This is a genomic window from Pedobacter puniceum, assembly GCF_009674685.1.
Lineage (GTDB): Bacteria > Bacteroidota > Bacteroidia > Sphingobacteriales > Sphingobacteriaceae > Pseudopedobacter > Pseudopedobacter puniceum.
Genome location: NZ_WKJI01000002.1, coordinates 729,463 through 749,186 on the forward strand (window position 1 = coordinate 729,463; position 19,724 = coordinate 749,186).

Consider the following 19,724-nt stretch of genomic DNA (forward strand, 5'->3'; position numbering starts at 1 on the left):
AGTATCAAAATTACGTTCTTTGTGGTATGAAGTTTATCAAAACTGGTATTGTTACCTTACTAGCTATTATTTCATTAAGTCTCACAACCAATGCACAACTGCTTGATTTTGAAACCGATACCATCAAAATATCTCCTATCTATCCTAAAAAAAACATATTAACCAGCAGATTACCTTTTTTTTACATCAAAAAACAGGATTTGCCTTTTTATCTGGTAAACAGAAAGGTTAACTACTGGAAAACTACAGGTTCATTTGGTCTTAATTTAAACCAAGCGGCGTTTAGTGATAATTGGAGTAGTGGTGGAGTTAATTCTATTTCTTTAAGCTCTTTATTAAACTATAAAGCAGAATATAATAAAGATGGAAGGAGTTTCATTTCTGAAGTTATTTTACAATATGGCAAGCTTAAGAATAAAGACCAAATGGAACGCAAAACCAATGATCGTATTTTTTGGGATAATAAAGCCGCATTTAGATTATCAGAAAACTGGAACTTCTTTGGTTCTATAAGTTTTGAGTCTCAATTTGATTTAGGATATACTTATTCTAAAGATAAGGCAACAGGGGAAGAAACCAGACGTCCAATCTCCAGATTTATGTCGCCAGGTTATTTAACCGAGTCTTTTGGTTTTGAGTATAAACCTGAGAAATTTTTTAGCTTACGTTTAGGTACAGGTACAGCCCGTCAAACTTTCATGTTAGACACCACGCTGTATAAGAACAATCCTAAGAATTTTGGTGTGCCTGTTGGTAAAAACTTTAGAAATGAGCTGGCTTTCCAAGCCGTTGTAAATTTTGATAAAGATATAGCAACCAATATCAATTTAAAATCGCGGTATTTATTATTTGCTAATTATGAACAAATAAACAATATAGACCAAAGGCTAGATATAACTTTAACAGCAAAAGTTAATCGTTTGGTTAATGTTACCATTGCTGGTACAGCTTTATATGATGATGATTTTAGTGGTCAGATACAATCTAGCCAGTCTTTAGCACTAGGTTTAGTATATAAATTTACCCCATAAAAAATGCCCCACGTTCCGGGGCATTAATTCTGCATAACACTAACTAACTAACTTTATTTCTAAATTGCAGGAACGAAATAAAGACCTTTTAACCCGATGAACAGGTTTATATTTTTGAGATATTTAAAATATCCTTTTTAACTTGTTTAATTTAGCGTAAAAGTACTAAAAAATGCCATTTGTAAAAACTTCTTTACAATCTTTTTAACAAACTTTAACATTTATTTATATTAAAGTTTAATATTGTCATAACGATTTACCAAACGGTTTATTTTACTAATTGTAAGACGAAACTAAAGTCTACTTTGTTACAGTAAATCTTAAAAATAAATTTATAGCTTAAAAGCTTATAAAAGATATAAAATGAAAGTGCTTTTTATCCTCAAAATGATAACTTTGTAATCCAAAAAATTAAAAAGGTTAGCAAATGTTTGACAATCTACAGGAGAAGCTTGAAGGCGCTTTTAAAGTCTTAAAAGGACAAGGAAGCATTACCGAAATTAACGTGGCAGAAACCATGAAAGAGATAAGAAAAGCTCTTTTAGATGCCGATGTTAACTATAAAACTGCAAAATCATTTACAGATGAGGTTAAACAAAAAGCTTTAGGGCAAAACGTTTTAACGGCTATTTCACCAGGCCAGTTACTAACCAAAATCATGAATGATGAACTGACTAACCTTATGGGTGGTCAGGTAACAGAGCTTGATTTAAAAGCAAACCCAACCATTATTTTAATTGCCGGATTAAACGGTGCTGGTAAAACTACTTTTACTGGTAAGCTTGCAAATTTTCTTAAAACACAAAAAAATAAAAAGCCCTTATTGGTTGCCGGTGATGTTTACAGACCAGCCGCTATAGATCAATTAGAGGTTTTAGCAGGGCAAGTAAATGCCGAGGTTTATACCAATCGTGAATCTAAAGACCCAGTTGCTATTGCTTTAGAAGGTATCGCACATGGTAAGAAAAACGGCAATAATGTTATCATCATAGATACTGCCGGTCGTTTAACTTTAGACGATGCTTTGATGGATGAAATTGCTGAAGTAAAAAAAGCAACTAACCCACAAGAAATACTTTTTGTAGTTGATGCCATGACCGGGCAAGATGCTGTAAATACTGCCAAAGCCTTTAATGATCGTCTAGATTTTACCGGAGTTGTATTAACCAAATTGGATGGTGATACACGTGGTGGAGCAGCCCTTTCTATTAAATCTGTAGTAAATAAACCTATAAAATTTGTAGGTACAGGCGAGAAAATGGATGCATTAGATGTATTCTATCCGGATAGGATGGCGTCTCGTATCTTAGGAATGGGCGATGTGGTATCTTTAGTTGAAAGAGCACAACAACAGTTTGATGAGAAAGAAGCGGCAGCGCTACAAAAGAAAATCAGAAAAAATAAATTTGATTTTAATGATTTCTTAGGTCAAATACAGCAAATCAAAAAAATGGGTAACATTAAAGATTTGATGGGTATGATACCTGGTGTTGGCAAAATGATGAAGAATGTTGATATAGATGATAATGCCTTTAAAGGGATAGAATCTATCATTACCTCTATGACACCTTATGAGCGTGAAAACCCAGATGCGATTAACCAAAGCAGAAGAATAAGAATTGCTAAAGGTTCTGGTAACGATATTACAGAAGTTAACAAATTAATAAAGCAGTTTGAGGATATGCGTAAAGTAATGAAACAATTCTCTGACCCATCAGCAATGTCTAAAATGCAAAAAATGATGAAGAATATGCCTGGTGGTATGGGTAGGTAAGTATCTGCTGATGTTATAAATGAAGAGAGACTTTTTTTTTTAAAATGGTCTCTCTTTTTTGTTTAATATTTTTCAACAAGAGAATGTGCCTACAAGAAAACAAAAAAGGCTACCTCAAAAACATGAAGTAGCCTTTTTATGATAAAGAAAAATCCTATTAAAACTTAGCGCTTAAGCTTAGCAAGAAATTAGTTCCGGCTTGTGGGTAATAATAGTTTTCTGTGATTAAGTTGTTATCATAAATATATCCAAAAGTATATCCATTACTTTCGTATTTCTCATTAAAGATATTATTTACCAATAAACTTAAGTTTACATTCTTAACACCTTTAAAATTAAGGTTGTGGCTCAATCTTAAATCGTTAACAAAAAAAGCATCTAATTTACGAGCATTATTACTGGTATTATCTAAATATTGATCACTTACATATTTGGTTAATAAAGCTATTTCTAAAGCTTTGATAGGCTTATAAGCAAACTCATTAGAAGCAATAAAAGAAGGCGAGAAGGCTATATCTGTATTGTTATATTGGTTTTCCCTTTGTCCTAAATAATCAAAATTTACATCGTAGATATCAAAAAACTCGCTAAACCTTTTAATTCTATTTTGGCTTAAAGTGGCTGTGGTTGCCCAACTTAACTGGTTAGATATTTGCCATTTAGCATCAAACTCGACACCTATACGGTAGCTTCTATCCACATTATCTCTTACATAAGCACCAACATCATTAACCTCGCCAGTTAAAATCAATTGGTCTTTATAAAACATCCCGTAAAGGTTAAAACCTGCTGTTACATTTTTTCTTAGGTAACGATAGCCAATTTCAATATTGTCTAATCTTTCTGCTAATGGCCTACTACCAGGTGAAGATTCTGTATAATCATCTCTATTAGGCTCTTTATTAGCCCTAGCAAAAGATGCGTAAACATTACTTATTTTATCTATTTGATAGGTTAAGCCAAATTTAGGGTTGAAAAAGTTCAGGATATCCCTTTGCTGTACATTATCGCCTGCATTATTAAAACCTAAGAAAGAGTAATCTACTCTTCTGTATTGTAAATCGGTATAAATACTAAAATTATTCAGGCTATAAGTTGCTTTACCAAAAACGTTGAAGTCTGTTTTTGTAGCATCGTTATCATAATAACGTTGTTTGTTATTATCTAGCTGAGCAAATCTGGCCCAAATAACTTCACCAAAGTGTGCTCCTTTGTATTCATTATATGCACCGCCTAAAGTAAAATCTAAGGCTTTGCTTGGCTTATAATTTAAAGAATAAGTAAGTCCGTAAAAATCATTATCTAACCAACGACGTCTTATTAAATCTGTTTTATCAATAGTTTCTGCACCAATAACAAAGGGTGCAAAGCCATAATCTTCAAAATCTTCTTGATGTTTAAACTCTTCATAATAACCTCTTCCACGGGTATAATGTAAAGCTCCATTAAAAGATAACTGGCTATTTATTTCTTTTGCATATAGCAATTGATAATGATCTTGCTGATAATTATCAGTCTGATTATCATACAAATAGCTATTATACTTTCGTGGATTTGAATTGAATAGATTTAAAGAATCTTGCTGTGTAAAATATACAGAACCAAGATTGTTAAAATAATGCGTTAATAAATCGGCTTGGCTTCCTCTCAATTTAGCTTCTGGTACGCCGTACCAAGATTGATAAGTTTGCTCGGCGCCAGAAAATACATTGGCTCTTAAAATACTTGATTTACCATAATAAGCCCCAGAAACGTAGAAAGATTTTAAATCAGAAAATCCTCTATCAATAAAACCATCAGATTTAATTCTGGATAATCTCCCATCAATACTAAACTTGCCATTAATAAGACCTGTGCCCACTTTTACTGTGTTTTTAATGGTACCAAAAGAACCAATAGAATTATTAACCTCGGCAAAAGCAGAATCGTTACGGGTTGAGGTTTGGATGTTTAAGCTGGCGCCAAAAGCTCCGGCTCCGTTAGTAGAAGTTCCAACACCTCGTTGTATTTGGATATTATCTATTGATGAAGCAAAATCTGGTAAGTTTACCCAGAAAGTACCTTGGCTCTCGGTATCATTATAAGGAATACCGTTGATTGTTACGTTAATACGTGTGGCATCAGAACCACGAATACGTATACCGGTATAACCAATACCAGCACCTGCATCTGATGTTACCACAACAGATGGCGTTTGGTTAAGTAGGAAAGGTAAATCTTGTCCTAAATTATTCTTTTCAATATCAGCTTTGCTTAAGTTTTTATAGGTAGTTGCCGAGTTTGCCGATGCTCTGGTAGCACTTACAATAACTTCATCAGCTAAAAACAAGGCTTTCTCTAAAGCTAAATCTATTTGTGTTTCTCCTTGTATGCTAATGTTTTTTACTAAGGGTTTGAAACCTAAAAAAGTAATCTGAACTTGGTAATTTCCGTTTCTTAGTTTATTGAAGCTGAAACTTCCATTTGCATCGGTTTGGGTTTGTAGATTATAATCTAACAAAGTAACGGTTGCACCTGCCATGGCTTCCTTAGTTGCGGCATCGGTTATTTTACCTTTTAAAATAGCATTTTGGGCAGCTACCCACAATGGAGCAGCAATTGCCATAAGAACTGTTAATGTAAATTTTTTCAATGTTATCTATTTAAAAATTAAACAAAAGCAGCTAGGGGCTACACTACTCTACAAAATATATTTGCTTTTACCTATTCCCTACGCCGGCATTACCCGGATCAGGTGTTTAGAAAGACGAGAGGTTTTACCTTTTTATCTTTCTAATGGGTTTAATCTCAGCCTGTATTTGTGCATGCTTATCATTTTAGCAATACAAGGCACCCCTAATGATGGCGCAAATATACATCTTATTTACCAGCAGCAAAAGTTTTAAAATTTATGCGTAACAAAACCTATATTTAGCAATCAAAAGCTTTAGAACAACACTAACAAATATGAAAATTAACCACTACGCTATTGCGCTAACTTTAGGGATGGCAGTTTATGCTTGTAGCCCAAAAGTAGCAGAAGACAACAACAAGCAGGATAAAGCTACCGCAGCTGCTACAATTCCTGTAGACAGTAATGTCATTATTAAAAAATTACCCAACGGTTTAACCTATTATATCCGTAAAAATGTGGAGCCTAAAAATAGGGCCGAGCTTTATTTGGTAAACAAAGTTGGTTCTATATTAGAAAATGATGACCAACTAGGCTTAGCCCATTTTACAGAGCATATGGCCTTTAACGGTACTAGAGATTTCCCTAAAAACGATTTAATAAGTTATTTACAGAAAGCTGGCGTTAGGTTTGGTGCCGATTTAAATGCCTACACCGGTTTTAACCAAACCGTTTATCAATTACCACTTCCTACTGATAGTACCGAGGTATTTAAAAAAGGCTTTGATATTTTAGCTAACTGGGCCGGATATGTTACTTTCGAGGATAAAGAGATAGACCAAGAACGTGGTGTTATTATTGAGGAAGACCGCCAGCGTGGTAAAAATGCTCAGGAAAGAATGAGCAAGCAATTGCTACCTGTGTTATTGGCAAACTCTAAATATGCAGAGCGCTTACCTATTGGTAAAGTTGATGTGCTACAATCTTTCAAGTACGAAACCATCAAGTCTTTCTATAAAGACTGGTATCGCCCTAACTTACAAGCAATTATTGCTGTTGGAGATTTTGATGTAGCCGAAGTTGAAAAACTCATCATCGAAAACTTCTCTGATTTAAAAAATCCTGAAAAAGAAAGAAAAAGAGAAGAATTTACCATCCCTGGAAATAAAGAACCTTTAGTGAAAATTATTACCGATCCTGAGTTTCCTTACAATGTAGCTGCTATTACGGTAAAACACCCTGAAGTGGTAGAAAGAACTGAAAATGAGCTCATCACTAAAATAAAAACCAGCATGATTAACAGCATGCTTGGAAATCGATTAACAGAAATTGTTCAAAAAGGAAATGCGCCTTTCATCTTTGCACAAAGTAATTATAGTGCTTTTCAAGGTGGTTTAGTAAACTTAGATGCTTTTAACACAGTAGCCGTTTCTAAAGATGCCGCGGGTTTAAAAGCTGCTGTACAAGCTGTGGTTGCAGAAAACGTTAGAATGAAAAAATTTGGTTTCACCCAAACAGAATTAGACAGGGTAAAAACCAACATCATGACTGGCGTAGAGAAACAATTTAAAGAGAAAGACAAAACTAAGTCGACAAATTTTGTACAGCTTTACGTACAAAACTTTTTAAAAGGACAAGCCATTCCATCTGTAGATTATACTTATAATTTCTATAAGAAAAATTTAGATAAAATTACCTTAGCGGATGTAAATAAACTGGCTGCTACTTTCTTTACCGAAGAAAATTTAATAGCTATTTTACAAGCTCCTGAAAAAGAAAAAGCCAATCTACCATCTGAAACAGAATATATTAATTGGATTAAAACCGCTGGAGCGGATGTACAGCCTTATGTAGACCAAGTGGTTAACAAACCATTAATGGCTAAAAAACCTACAGCTGGCACTATTACATCGGAGAAAAAAATAGCCGAACTTAATGTTACTGAGTTAACTTTATCTAACGGGGTTAAAGTAATTTTAAAACCTACAGATTTCAAAAATGACCAAATCATTTTTGCTGCAACCAGTAAAGGCGGTACTTCTTTAGCTAGCGATGATATTTTCCGCTCGGCAGAAATGGCAGACCAATTGGTAAATGCTTCTGGTATTGCCGAGTTTGATGAGAGCCAACTAGGTAAATTATTAACCGGAAAAGTAGTTGGCGTTACTCCATCTATTAGCAATTACAGAGAAGGTTTAAGCGGTTCATCATCACCAAAAGATCTTGAAACAGCTTTACAGCTAACTCATTTATATTTTACAGCCCCAAGAAAAGACGAAAAAGTTTTAAAAACGCAATTAGAAGAAATGAAAGCGGTTTTAGCAAACCGCGAATCGCAACCTACTGCGGTTTATCAAGATACTTTAACTGCCGTGATGAACTCTTACAAAAAAAGGGCACAGTCTATTAAAATTAACGAGTTAGACCAAATTACTGCTGATAAAGCTTTAAACTTCTATAAAGAGCGCTTTGCAAATGCTGGCGACTTTACTTTTACTTTCGTGGGAAATTTCAAGGTTGATGAAATTAAACCTTTACTTGCACAATACTTAGGAAGTTTACCAGCTAGCAATAACAAAGAGAACTTTAAAGATTTAGGTTTAGAGCCCCTTAAAGGCGATATCACTAAAAAAGTTTACAAAGGTTTAGAAGATAAAGCCACAGTAGCTTTAATTTATCACGGAAATTATAATTATTCTGATGAAGAAAATCTTCAATTAGATGCGTTAAAAGCTATTTTAGATATTAAAATTACCGAGCGCTTAAGAGAAAAAGAAAGTGGGGTTTATAGCCCAAGAGTTGGTATCAGCTATAACGATGAGCCTAAAGAAAAATACACTATCAGTATTAACTTTAGTTGTGCTACCGCTAATGTTGATAAGCTTATTGCTGCAGCTATTGATGAGGTTAATAAACTAAAACAAAACGGTGCTACGGCAGAAGATATCCAGAAGTTTAATGCCGAAGAAAGAAGACAACTAGAAATTCAGTTAAGAGATAATGGTTTTTGGTTGGGATACTTACAAAACACTTATGCTAGTGGAGAAGATCCTAAAAAGGTTCTTACCTATTTAGATACCTTAAAACAAGTAACCATAAACAGTACTAAAGCTAGTGCAGCTAAGTACTTTAACCAAAGTAATTTTGTTAGGATGATTTTACTTCCTGAAAAGAAATAATAGTAGCACAAAAAAGGGGAGCAATTTTAAAAATTGCTCCCCTTTTTTATGAAATATCGAGTATTAAGGCTATCTCCTTAAATATAATATTAGCTAGAACAGATAACTGGCAACTTTAAACTAACAAAGATTTATAATACCTCTAACAGTACTTCTAACTTCATTCCTCTAGAGCCTTTTAGTAAGATAAGCTGATTTTTTAAAGGATTTTCTTTAAGATATTCCTTACAAGCATCGGCAGTTTTGAAAAACTGATAAGGGTATTTATCTTTGAGTTCATAAAAATACTCGCCCACTAAATACACTCCCTTAAATTGATGTTCTTGTATTTTATCTGCAATAGCAGTATGCTCTGCTAATGATTCTTCTCCTAGCTCAAACATATCACCTAAAATCAAGGCTTTATCAGTAGCTTCTAGTTTCACTATATTGTCTATAGCTACTTGCATACTACTTGGATTGGCATTATAAAAATCGCCTATTACTGTATTATTATTGGTTTTAATAACCTGCGAACGGTTATTTTGTGGGGCATAACTCGCTATCCCACGATTAATTTCATCGGCATTTAAGCCTAACCTTAATCCAATGGCAATAGCGGCTAAAATATTCTCGAAATTATAAGTACCTGTTAATTGAGATTTAACTCTAAAAGTTCCGCCTTTATACTGCCATTCTACCTCTAAAAAAGGATTGTTAGCCAGCAACTTACCATTAACCAAGCCCTTACCAGATGAGCCGTAAAAGATAGTTTCTTTAAACTTTCTATGTTTAAGCATATCCTGCAAGTGTGGGTTATCCTCATTCACAAAAACGGTTCCGCCTGCTTCCTCTAAGAAAGTATAAAGCTCTCCTTTGCCCTTTTTTACACCTTCAAAACCACCAAAACCTTCTAAATGTGCCTTACCTACATTGGTGATTAAACCAAAATCGGGCTGGCAAATTTCACTTAACATGGCAATTTCTTGTTGATGATTAGCACCCATTTCTACTATGGCCAATTCTTTATCTTCTGTAATGGCAAGCAAGGTTAAGGGTACGCCAATATGGTTGTTTAAATTACCTAGCGTGGCATAAGTATTATATTTTTGAGATAAAACAGCATTTATCAACTCTTTTGTAGTGGTTTTACCATTAGAGCCTGTTAAACCAATAACGGGTATTTTAAGTGCTTTCCTATGATAAGTTGCTAACTGTTGTAAAGTTTTAAGCACACCATCCACTAAAACATATTTATCGCTTTTTACAACACTTATATCATCAACTACAGCAAATGCTGCTCCTTGGTTTAAGGCTTCTTCCGCAAACTGGTTAGCATCAAACTTATCTCCTTTTAGGGCAAAAAATAAACATCCCGAACTTATTTTTCTGGTATCAGTACATACAACGGGGTGCTTAAGATATATATCGTAAATTTCTGAAATGCTCATGCTGTTAATTTTCTACAATATTAAGTTTTATTGCTCATTTTTTATATTTTGAGCTTCATTAGCTTCGTCATCATGGACTCTTTTATTGAGGAAAAAATTTTCGAAAAGATAGATTTTACAATAGCTGGACTTGAAAAAGCCTCCTATGAATACTGTAAATTCATCAATTGTAATTTTGAAGGACTTAACCTATTTGATTATAAGTTTTTAGATTGCTCTTTTAAAGACTGTAACCTCAGCATGGTAAAGCTTCCTCAAACAGCTTTTAGAAATATTTATTTTGATGCTTGCAAACTCTTAGGTTTAAAATTTGAAGATTGTAATACTTTTGGTTTAGCCTTTTCTTTTACAGATTGTAATTTAAATCATTCGTCTTTTTACAATTTAAAAATCAAAGGCACAAAATTTATGAATTGTAGCTTACAAGAAGTAGATTTTTCTGATGCTGATTTAAGCAGTGCCTATTTTACTAACTGTAATTTGTTGAAAGCTACTTTTAGCAATACTAATTTAGAGAAAGCCAATTTTAGTTCTGCTTATAACTTCAATATCAACCCGGAAATTAATAAACTAAAAAAAGCTAAATTTTCTGCTAATAATTTAAGTGGTTTGCTTCAGCAATATCAGATTGAAATTGTTTAGATTTAGTTTAACTGACTTTTTTATAAGAAAAAGTGCCTAGGGTTGGCCGCTTATGAGGCCGGAAAGCCTTGAGAAGGCCAAAAAAATCTTTATTCAAACAAAAAAGGGATGCATAAACATCCCTCTTACTAAAATCATAAAAAACTACTTCAATTTTGAAGCAGCAGCCTCATCTATAAACCACTGCAAATCTCCATTAACGGGATTTATCAACTGGGCCGGATATTTTGCAATATCTTTCTCGCCTTCTAAAACTGATTTTATAGCATCAGCTTTAGCGTTACCAAAAGTTAAAAAAGCAATATTTTTAGCTTTGTTAATTAGAGGCGCTGTCATGCTAATTCTGTAAACTGCTTTATCTTGCAGGTAAACATCTTTCACCAATTCTTCATCTATCCATAATACAGAAGTCCCTGGAAATAAAGAAGCTGTATGAGCATCATCACCTAACCCTAATAGTATCAAATCAAAAACAGGCTCGTCTTTAAAATGCTGCGAGATGCATTTCTCATAACTTAAAGCTGCACTGGCAGGGTCTAAACCTGTATCAACTTTAAAAATTTGGCTTTCGCTGATACTTAAAGGGGCAAATAAAGCTTTATAAGCCATTAAGTAATTACTATCCGGATGGTCATGAGCTACATAACGTTCATCACCAAAGAAGAAGTAAACTTTTTCCCAAGCAATTTTATTTTTTAAAGCATCGCTAGCTAAAAGCTCAAACAATTTCTTTGGCGAGCTTCCTCCAGAAAGGGAAACATTAAAGCGCCCATTTTGCTGAATAGCCTCATTTGCCACCGCGATGAAATAATCTGCTATAGCAACAATAGCCTCATCAGCATCTTTAAATATATTCAGTTTCATTACTTTTTTTCTTTTTTATTTTTTACGGGCATGGTAAACCAATGGAAACCATCTTTAGCTATTAAAGCCTCTGCAATTTCTGGGCCCCAACTATCTGCTGCGTAATTAGGGAAATTGATACTTTTTCTAGACTCCCAGTTTTCTACCACAGGCATTAACAATTCCCAAGCAGCCTCTATCTGGTCGGCTCTCATGAAAAGTGTTTGGTCGCCTTCCATCACATCTAACAATAAAGTTTCGTAAGCTTCAGGAGATTCTGCCGGATAAGTACCATCATAATTAAACACCATATCTACCGGGTTTAAAATCATATCTAAACCAGGTCTTTTAGCTTGTACCTGTAACCTGATGCTCATTTCTGGCTGAATACTAATGATTAACCTGTTTTGCTGCCAACTTTCTGATGCCTCGATTGGGAAAATTGGATGCGGAACATCTTTAAATTGTATACTAATAACCGATGCTTTTTGGTGCATACGTTTACCAGTTCTTACATAAAAAGGTACATTTTGCCAACGCCAGTTATCAATAAAGAATTTTAAAGCTGCAAAAGTTTCGGTATTAGAATTAGGGTCTACACCTTTTTCTTCACGATAGCCTAAAACTTCTTCGCCGGCAACCCAACCGCTAGCGTACTGTCCTCTTACGGTATTATGTTTAACCTCTTCGTGACCAAATTTTCTAATGGCTCTTAAAACATCAACTCTGCGGTTACGAACTTCATCAGCGTTAAAGCTAACTGGTGGTTCCATAGCTACAAGACATAAAACTTGTAAGATATGGTTTTGTACCATGTCTTTTAAAGCGCCAGAACCATCGTAATAGCCACCACGGTCTTCTACCCCAATATCTTCTGTTACCGAGATTTGAACATGTTCTATATAATTTCTATTCCAGATAGGTTCAAACAAAGCATTTGCAAACCTAAAAGCCATCATATTCTGAACCGTTTCTTTACCTAAATAGTGGTCTATACGGTAAATCTGGGTTTCATCAAATAAAGATTGTAACAGCCTGTTTAGCTCTTTGGCCGATTCTAAATCATGACCAAAAGGTTTTTCTATTACAATTCTATTTCTTTGTTCTTGATTTTCAATATTAATTGTGGCAACACCTTTAGAAATAATAGGGAAAAACTGTGGTGCTACAGACAAATAATGAATGATGTTAGATTCTTCGCCCCACTCCTGATCTTTTTGCTTGATGATAGCCTCTAAATCTTGATACGTTTTATCTTTTTTAGCATCAGATTGCAAGTACTGGATGCAGGAAGAAAATACTTTCCACTTTGCAGCATCAGCTTTTCCGCTTCTAGAAAACTTATTGATACCATCTAATAAAATTTCTCTGAATTTTTGGTTATCATAATCTGTTCTTCCCAAGCCTACAATAATAAACTTTTCTGGCATGTAGCCATCTAAGTATAAATTATACAGTGCTGGTATTAGTTTTCTAGCGGCAAGGTCTCCGGTTCCGCCAAAAATGGTAAATACAGTTGGTTTGGGTTTAATGTTTGTGGTTTTCATCGTTTTGTTATAGGTTGGTTTTACCTATTTTGTTTAGTTTAAGATTTTATTCAGGGATTTACAGACTGTACACAAAAATCATCATCTTTTCGCCACATAAAAGCACCTCCTTTTATTCCGTCTCTGTTACGAGCAATTTTTATGTTATTGTCTAGTTTAAAAGTTATTTTTTTAGCATTTCCGCCGCTAAGGTAAAGTTTATCGTAATTAAATACAGTTTTAAATGTCTTTAAAACATCTTTTACATTTTTATTCCATTCTTCTAAACCGTCTTTATTCAATGCCTCATCACCAACAAATTTATCATAAGTGAGGTTTTTTCTTACTGGAAGATGCGCCAATTCAAGGTGGGGAAGTAAGCCCCCATCCATAAACAAAGCCGTACCAAAGCCGGTTCCTAAGGTAATAACCATTTCTAAACCTTCGCCAGAAATTAAACCAAAACCCTGCATATCAGCATCATTAAGTAATCTTACGGGCTTATTTAATTCTTTTGCAATAAGCAATGCCAAATTACAGCCTGCCCATAAGGAAGTACCCAAGTTAGGCGCTGTAGCAATTACTCCTTTTTTTACATAGCCAGGGAAACCAACTGATATTTTATCGAAAGAAGGAAAATCAGCGGTAAGCTTTTTAATGGCTTTAATAACATTTTCTGGACTTGCCTTTTCTGGGGTAGGAACTTTTTGATATTCTACCAACATTTCTCCGGAGGTATTTAAAACAGTTGCTTTAATACTTGTTCCGCCAATATCAATAGCTAAAATGTGTTCGTTTCTCATAGAATTATTATGATTGTTTGATCACTTTATTTCATTTAATAATTCTGCTGCTAAGCTAAACATTATTCAATAATATAGAAGCCGATTGCTTAAATGCTAAAGTATATGACATTTACAACACAAAACGGACCACTAGCTATAGCTGATGAACAAAATCTTGCATGGCTTTACCTGGGTTGGCTGTTTTCATAAAATTCTCGCCAATTAAAAAACCATTGAAGCCTGCTTTTTTTAATATTTTGATGGTTTCTGGACTATCAATAGCACTTTCAGAAATCTTTAAAAACTCTGATGGAATAGTTTGCGCCAATTGTAATGAGGTATCTATAGAAACTGTAAAATCTTTTAAATTTCTGTTGTTTACCCCAACAACATCTATAAATGGGTTTAAACTAAAATCAAGCTCTTCTTGACTGTGTACTTCTAAAAGCGTACTTAAACCTAAAGATTTAGCCAATTTCGCAAAAGCAGTTAACTCTTCTTTGGTTAAACAAGCGGCTATCAGTAAAATAATATCAGCACCAATAGCTTTGGCTTCTATTATCTGATATTCATCTACCATAAAATCTTTACGCAAAATAGGGATGTTGTTTACCGCTCTTGCAGCCATTAAATCATCATCATGCCCCATAAAAAAATCACGATCTGTTAAAACAGATAAAGCCGATGCGCCTGCCTGATTATAACCCATAGTAACTTCTTCTACCGTAACTTGGTTATTAATAATCCCTTTAGATGGCGATTTTCTTTTGAACTCGGCAATAATACCCGTTCGTTCCGGATGCGTTAAGAAGTCTTTTAAGCTGTACGTTTCACGTGAAAAAGCAGCTTTTTTTTCTAAATCGGCAGTACTAGTTTGGGCTTTACAAGCAGCAACTTCTTCTTTTTTACGTAAAACAATTTTATCTAAAATATTCATGTAAGCTATTAATGAGATAACCAATTACTAATCATTTCTTTTCCATACTCGGTTAAAACCGATTCTGGATGGAACTGCACTCCTCTAACATCTAAAGTTTTGTGCTTAAGCGCCATAGCAACACCATGCTCATCTACCGCAGTAATTTCTAAATCGGCAGGTAAATTTTCTGATTTTACTGCCCAAGAATGGTATCTGCCCACTTTAAATTGTGTTGGTAAACCTTCAAAGGTAGCGTCTTCTGCTTTAACAAAAATTTGGGTTGCTGTACCATGTACAGGCTTACTTAAGTTGTACAACTCGCCACCAAAAACTTCGGCTATAGCCTGCTGACCTAAACAAACACCCATAATACTTTTTTTGGTTGCATAATTTTTAATAACCTCTAAAAGCAAACCAGCCTCTGAGGGTATACCAGGCCCTGGCGATAATAAAATTTTATCAAACTGCTCTACATCTTCAAGTTTAAACTTGTCGTTTCTCCAAACGGTAGCATCATGCCCCAACTCATGAAGTAAATGCACCAAATTATAGGTAAACGAGTCGTAATTATCAATAACAAGAATCTTCATAACTTAAATTTCTTTAGCCATAAAAATGGCTTTTCTTAACGCTGCAATTTTATTATTTACTTCATTCAACTCACTCTCTGCATCAGAATCTGCAACAATACCTGCACCTGCCTGGTAATGTAATTGGTTGTCTTTACTTAAAAAAGACCTAATCATGATAGCATGGTTAAAATCTCCGTTAAAGCCTAAGAAACCAATGGCTCCGCTATAAAAACTACGTTTTATATTTTCATTTTCATCGATGATTTCCATAGCTCTGTATTTAGGTGCACCACTAAGCGTACCCGCCGGGAAAGTATCAGCCACAATTTTAAAAGAATTGACACCTTCTTTTAAAGTACCACTAACTTTAGAAACCAAATGGATTAAATGCGAGTAAAATTGGGCTTCTTTATAAGCCTTAACCTCTACATTTTCACAATGTCTGCTTAAATCATTACGGGCTAAATCAACCAACATCACATGCTCTGATGACTCTTTCGGGTCGTTCATCAATTTCTCTGCAATGGCTTTATCTTCTATATCATTTCCAGATCTTTTAAAAGTTCCGGCAATTGGGAAGATACTTGCAACTCGGTTTTTAATCGTTAGTTGGGCTTCTGGCGATGAACCAAAAATTTTAAAACTTCCATAATCAAAATAGAAGAGGTAAGGAGAAGGGTTGATAGATCTTAAAGCTCTGTAAACATTAAATTCATCGCCCCTAAATGGCGTTTGAAAAGCTCTTGATGGTACAATTTGAAAAACATCACCTCTGTAAATGTGCTTTTTCATTTTCTCTACCAAAGCTTTAAACTCTTCATCCTTTAGGTTTGATGTTTCCTCACCATCAACATAAAACTTATACTCGGGGAAATTTTTGTTTTTAATGAGGTATTCTATCTTTTCTAAACCAGTGCTTTCTTTATCAAAATCTGTTTCGTTTTTAACAATGTAAAGTTCGTTTTTGAAGTGGTCTATCGCTATAATATACCTGTAAACATGGTATTGCATGGTTGGGATAGAACGGTCTTTTCTAGTATCGGTTTTAAGCTTGATATCTTCAAAATAAGCAACCGCTTCATGTGTAAAATAACCAAACAAGCCATCGGTTATAAACTTCAAACTAGCATCGGCATTACTTTCAAAACTATTTCTAAAAGCGCTAACCTCATCTACCAAGTTAAATGTGCCTTTTTCTTTTCTGATGAATTTATCATCTGGGAAAGTAGCTGTAAAAACATCGTTTTCTAGCTTGATACCAGCAATAGGGTCGCAGCAAACATAACTCATGCTATTTTCTTTGCTATGGTAATCAGAGCTTTCTAACAATAAGGTGTTTGGGAAAACATCTCTTAACCTTAAATATATACTTACTGGCGTGGTAGTATCGGCCAGTAGTTTATGATGAACAATGTTGATTTTATATTTTTCCATTTTTATGCTTTTACCTGATAAAACAAAAAAACCCGACAGTTTAGCGTCGGGTTTTGATATTTGTTTAGGTTTGGGTTGAAATTCAATTTTTCTTCAAATACAATAACCGATGCTACATATTACTGTACCACCACCACTTTAAAGTATTTGTTTTTATTATCATTGCGCAGCAAAAATATAAAGAAATTTGAATTACAGAATTTTTTCTTCAAAAAACTGATTTGCCCAAACTTACATATTCCACCAAGGGTTTCTATCTTTCATGGTAAAGATAGCTGCTAAAATAATCAGCAAAGCAATAGAGTAGAAAACCCCAATGGCTTTGTGTTTTGCTTTAGCTTCTACAGCTTTTTTAGATTTAGAGTGCCCAACTGTAATTAAAACAATAGCAATTATCATCATGCTGATGTGTTCTACATTCCAATATCTGGTTACAGGATTACTCATTTGAGAGAAATCTACGCTTGGGCTCATGAAATATAATACTAAACCTAAAACCAGTTGTATGTGAGCCGATATCAAAGTAAATAAATTGATTTTTCTATTTCCTTCTGTATATGGCTTATTGCCAGCTGTTAAAGATTGAACAATGGCAACTAAAATTAAAATTAAGACAACATATCTTAATAATGAGTGGGTGTGTACTAATCCGGTATACATATTTAATTGTTTTAACTACCAAATATAAGACAATAAACGTGTTAATTGTTTTTAAATTTACTGCTAAAATAAAATCAACTACCTTTACAAATAAGACATTTTTATGGAAGAAAATCCTTGGCAAATATTAGAGAGTAACGCTATTTACGATAATCCTTGGATTAAGATTACCGAACATCAAGTAATTAACCCAACAGGGGGGAAAGGCATTTATGGCGAAGTACATTTTAAAAATTATGCTATCGGGATTATTGCCTTAGATGAGGATGATAAAATATGGTTAGTTGGCCAATACAGGTTTCCTTTAAAGGCTTACAGTTGGGAAATACCTGAAGGTGGCGGACCATTAGACGCCAATCCACTAGCCTCAGCAAAAAGAGAATTACTTGAAGAAACTGGTTTAGTTGCCCAATATTGGGAAGAACTTTTACGCATGCACCTTTCAAATTCTGTTTCTGATGAATTGGCTATTATCTATTTAGCTCGAGATTTTGAACAGTTTGAAGCACAACCAGAAGAAACAGAAGAACTTGTTGTAAAAAAAGTTCATTTTGAAGAAGCTTACCAAATGGTTTTACGTGGCGAGATTACAGATTCTATGAGTGTTGCAGCTATTTTAAGATTAAAATTGATTAAAGCTAATTTGTAATGCGTAATCTTACTTTCTTTTCTGTATGGATGATTTTATGTTCTTGCAGTTTACAAAAAGACCATAATAAAATACTTTTAAAGGAAGATTTTTCACGTTTAGACACTATTAAAACTTGGTTGATTAAAAGCCATACTTTTGCAAACAATTTAGCTGTTTTTAATCCGGATAATATCCAAAATAATAATCTTTTAGAGCTAAAGCTTCATCAAAAAGATAGCAGTAAAACTTCTTCTAAAAGCTATGAGGGTGCAGAAATTAGAACCAGAAGAAAATACAAATACGGCAATTTTAAAGTTCTTTTAAAAGCTCCAAAAGGTAGCGGTATTGTATCAGGTTTTTTCTTATACTTCCCACATAGCTCAAAATTTAAAGAGATAGATTTTGAATTTTTAGGTAAAGATACCTGCAAGGTTTACCTCAACCATTGGACAAATAGAAAAGATAATGGTAAGGCCATAGATATTCCTTTTAGCTTCCAAAATGAATTTCATGAATACCATTTAGAATGGAGAAAAAATTTTATTGCTTGGTATGTGGATGATAAAGAGCTTTACAGAACTCAAAATTTCATCCCAAGAAGAAGTATGCATGTAGTTTTTAATATTTGGATAAGCAAACATGAAAGCTGGGTAGGTAAATTAGATGAAAGCGCTTTGCCTGCCATTTTTCAAATAAAACACGTTGAAATAAGCAAATAAACCGTTTTTCCTAATTTAAATTAATACTCTAAATTTGAATTTTTATAAGTTAAGATGAATAAATTATTTGGCTACTTATTAAGCCCATTACATTACATATTTTTTTTCCTATACCTGCTCATTTTCCAACCTATACAATGGTTAAGTTTAAAATTGGGCGGTTATAGTACTCATAAAAAATCTGTTGATGTTTTAAACTTCTTTTTGGTGAGCTCTTATTATCTATTAGGTACAAGGGTAAGCTTTTACAACTCACAAAACTTGCCTAAAAATAGATCTATCATTTTTGTAGCTAATCATCAAAGTATGTATGATATACCTCCATTAATTTGGTTTTTAAGAAAGTATCATGCAAAATTTATCTCAAAAATAGAGCTTACCAAAGGCATTCCTTCTATATCATTTAACTTAAAATATGGTGGTGGTGCTAATATAGACAGGAAAGACTCTAAACAGTCTATTATAGAAATAGCTAGACTGGGCGAAAGGATGAAAAAAAATACTTGGGGAGCAGTTATTTTTCCGGAAGGCACCAGAAGTAAAAATGGAAAAATGAAAGATTTTCAAATTGGTGGTATTGCCACCTTACTAAAAAAAGCACCCGATGCCTTAATTGTACCCATTGCTATAGAAAACTCTTGGAAACTTGTACAACATGGATTTTTCCCTTTAAACGCATTTGAGCACCTAAAATTTACCGTTCTTAACCCTATTGAACCTAAAGAAAGCCCGCTAGAGGAAACCATCACGAGGGCACAAAATGCTATTAAACAGATTGTTGAGAAAAAATAGTTTTATAAAAGGTCTTTAAAAGAAAAAAGTCTTCAAACGGGGAGAATGAAGACCTTTTATACTAACCAATTATAAACCTACAACAAAGATAGGTTTATTATCATTATCTCAAACAACGTTAACATTATTTAACATTTTGATAATACAGTAATAATAATGTTGCATAAATAAAAAAG

The 19,724-nt window shown here is 33.9% G+C and carries 16 protein-coding genes; 7 read left to right on the forward strand and 9 right to left on the reverse strand.

The window, feature by feature from the left end:
* The first annotated feature begins 26 nt into the window (after positions 1 to 26).
* The gene (locus tag GJJ64_RS09820) at positions 27 to 1,031 is read left to right on the forward strand and encodes a DUF3078 domain-containing protein (protein ID WP_154287618.1); all 1,005 of its coding nucleotides are present in this window, start codon (positions 27 to 29) and stop codon (positions 1,029 to 1,031) included.
* A gap of 427 nt (positions 1,032 to 1,458) precedes the next feature.
* A complete protein-coding gene (gene ffh / locus GJJ64_RS09825) occupies positions 1,459 to 2,805 on the forward strand; it encodes a signal recognition particle protein (protein ID WP_154287619.1) in 1,347 nt (448 codons plus the stop codon).
* 157 nt (positions 2,806 to 2,962) lie between these two features.
* Here the strand turns inward: ffh and GJJ64_RS09830 are convergent, their stop codons facing one another.
* On the reverse strand, positions 2,963 to 5,437 hold the full coding sequence (locus GJJ64_RS09830) for a TonB-dependent receptor (protein ID WP_317162921.1): 2,475 nt from the start codon (positions 5,435 to 5,437) through the stop codon (positions 2,963 to 2,965).
* 314 nt (positions 5,438 to 5,751) lie between these two features.
* On the opposite strand from GJJ64_RS09830, the gene GJJ64_RS09835 reads away from it, so the two are divergent.
* Positions 5,752 to 8,595 carry a M16 family metallopeptidase gene (locus tag GJJ64_RS09835; RefSeq protein ID WP_154287620.1) on the forward strand — a complete coding sequence of 948 codons (2,844 nt, stop codon included), beginning with the start codon at positions 5,752 to 5,754 and terminating at the stop codon, positions 8,593 to 8,595.
* 131 nt (positions 8,596 to 8,726) lie between these two features.
* Here the strand turns inward: GJJ64_RS09835 and GJJ64_RS09840 are convergent, their stop codons facing one another.
* A complete protein-coding gene (locus GJJ64_RS09840; protein ID WP_154287621.1) occupies positions 8,727 to 10,025 on the reverse strand; it encodes a UDP-N-acetylmuramoyl-tripeptide--D-alanyl-D-alanine ligase in 1,299 nt (432 codons plus the stop codon).
* 72 nt (positions 10,026 to 10,097) lie between these two features.
* On the opposite strand from GJJ64_RS09840, the gene GJJ64_RS09845 reads away from it, so the two are divergent.
* A complete protein-coding gene (locus tag GJJ64_RS09845) occupies positions 10,098 to 10,667 on the forward strand; it encodes a pentapeptide repeat-containing protein (RefSeq protein ID WP_154287622.1) in 570 nt (189 codons plus the stop codon).
* A gap of 144 nt (positions 10,668 to 10,811) precedes the next feature.
* Here the strand turns inward: GJJ64_RS09845 and pgl are convergent, their stop codons facing one another.
* The 7 genes from pgl to GJJ64_RS09880 form a co-directional block, all read right to left on the reverse strand.
* Entirely contained in the window at positions 10,812 to 11,531 is a 720-nt protein-coding gene (pgl, locus tag GJJ64_RS09850; RefSeq protein ID WP_154287623.1) for a 6-phosphogluconolactonase, read from the reverse strand.
* A complete protein-coding gene (zwf, locus tag GJJ64_RS09855) occupies positions 11,531 to 13,057 on the reverse strand; it encodes a glucose-6-phosphate dehydrogenase (protein WP_154287624.1) in 1,527 nt (508 codons plus the stop codon). Before zwf ends, pgl begins: the two co-directional genes overlap by 1 nt.
* Before the next feature lie 50 nt (positions 13,058 to 13,107).
* Positions 13,108 to 13,839, reverse strand: coding sequence for an ROK family protein (locus GJJ64_RS09860; protein ID WP_154287625.1), 732 nt, complete (start codon positions 13,837 to 13,839; stop codon positions 13,108 to 13,110).
* Positions 13,840 to 13,975: 136 nt separating this feature from the next.
* Positions 13,976 to 14,758, reverse strand: coding sequence for an indole-3-glycerol phosphate synthase TrpC (gene trpC / locus GJJ64_RS09865; RefSeq protein ID WP_154287626.1), 783 nt, complete (start codon positions 14,756 to 14,758; stop codon positions 13,976 to 13,978).
* Between the two features lie 8 nt (positions 14,759 to 14,766).
* Positions 14,767 to 15,330 carry an anthranilate synthase component II gene (locus GJJ64_RS09870; protein WP_154287627.1) on the reverse strand — a complete coding sequence of 188 codons (564 nt, stop codon included), beginning with the start codon at positions 15,328 to 15,330 and terminating at the stop codon, positions 14,767 to 14,769.
* Between the two features lie 3 nt (positions 15,331 to 15,333).
* Positions 15,334 to 16,746, reverse strand: a complete 1,413-nt coding sequence (locus GJJ64_RS09875) for an anthranilate synthase component I family protein (protein ID WP_154287628.1) — start codon at positions 16,744 to 16,746, stop codon at positions 15,334 to 15,336.
* Positions 16,747 to 16,977: 231 nt separating this feature from the next.
* Positions 16,978 to 17,406, reverse strand: coding sequence for a cytochrome B (locus tag GJJ64_RS09880; RefSeq protein WP_154287629.1), 429 nt, complete (start codon positions 17,404 to 17,406; stop codon positions 16,978 to 16,980).
* 103 nt (positions 17,407 to 17,509) lie between these two features.
* Between GJJ64_RS09880 and GJJ64_RS09885 the strand changes: the two genes are divergently transcribed.
* Genes GJJ64_RS09885 through GJJ64_RS09895 form a run of 3 tightly spaced genes read left to right on the forward strand, consistent with a single transcriptional unit; the run spans position 17,510 to position 19,548 of the window.
* A complete protein-coding gene (locus tag GJJ64_RS09885) occupies positions 17,510 to 18,055 on the forward strand; it encodes an NUDIX domain-containing protein (RefSeq protein WP_154287630.1) in 546 nt (181 codons plus the stop codon).
* A complete protein-coding gene (locus GJJ64_RS09890; protein ID WP_154287631.1) occupies positions 18,055 to 18,756 on the forward strand; it encodes a family 16 glycosylhydrolase in 702 nt (233 codons plus the stop codon). The genes GJJ64_RS09885 and GJJ64_RS09890 overlap by 1 nt, the downstream gene beginning before the upstream one ends.
* 54 nt (positions 18,757 to 18,810) lie before the next feature.
* Positions 18,811 to 19,548, forward strand: a complete 738-nt coding sequence (locus GJJ64_RS09895) for a lysophospholipid acyltransferase family protein (RefSeq protein WP_154287632.1) — start codon at positions 18,811 to 18,813, stop codon at positions 19,546 to 19,548.
* The last annotated feature ends 176 nt before the right edge of the window (positions 19,549 to 19,724 follow it).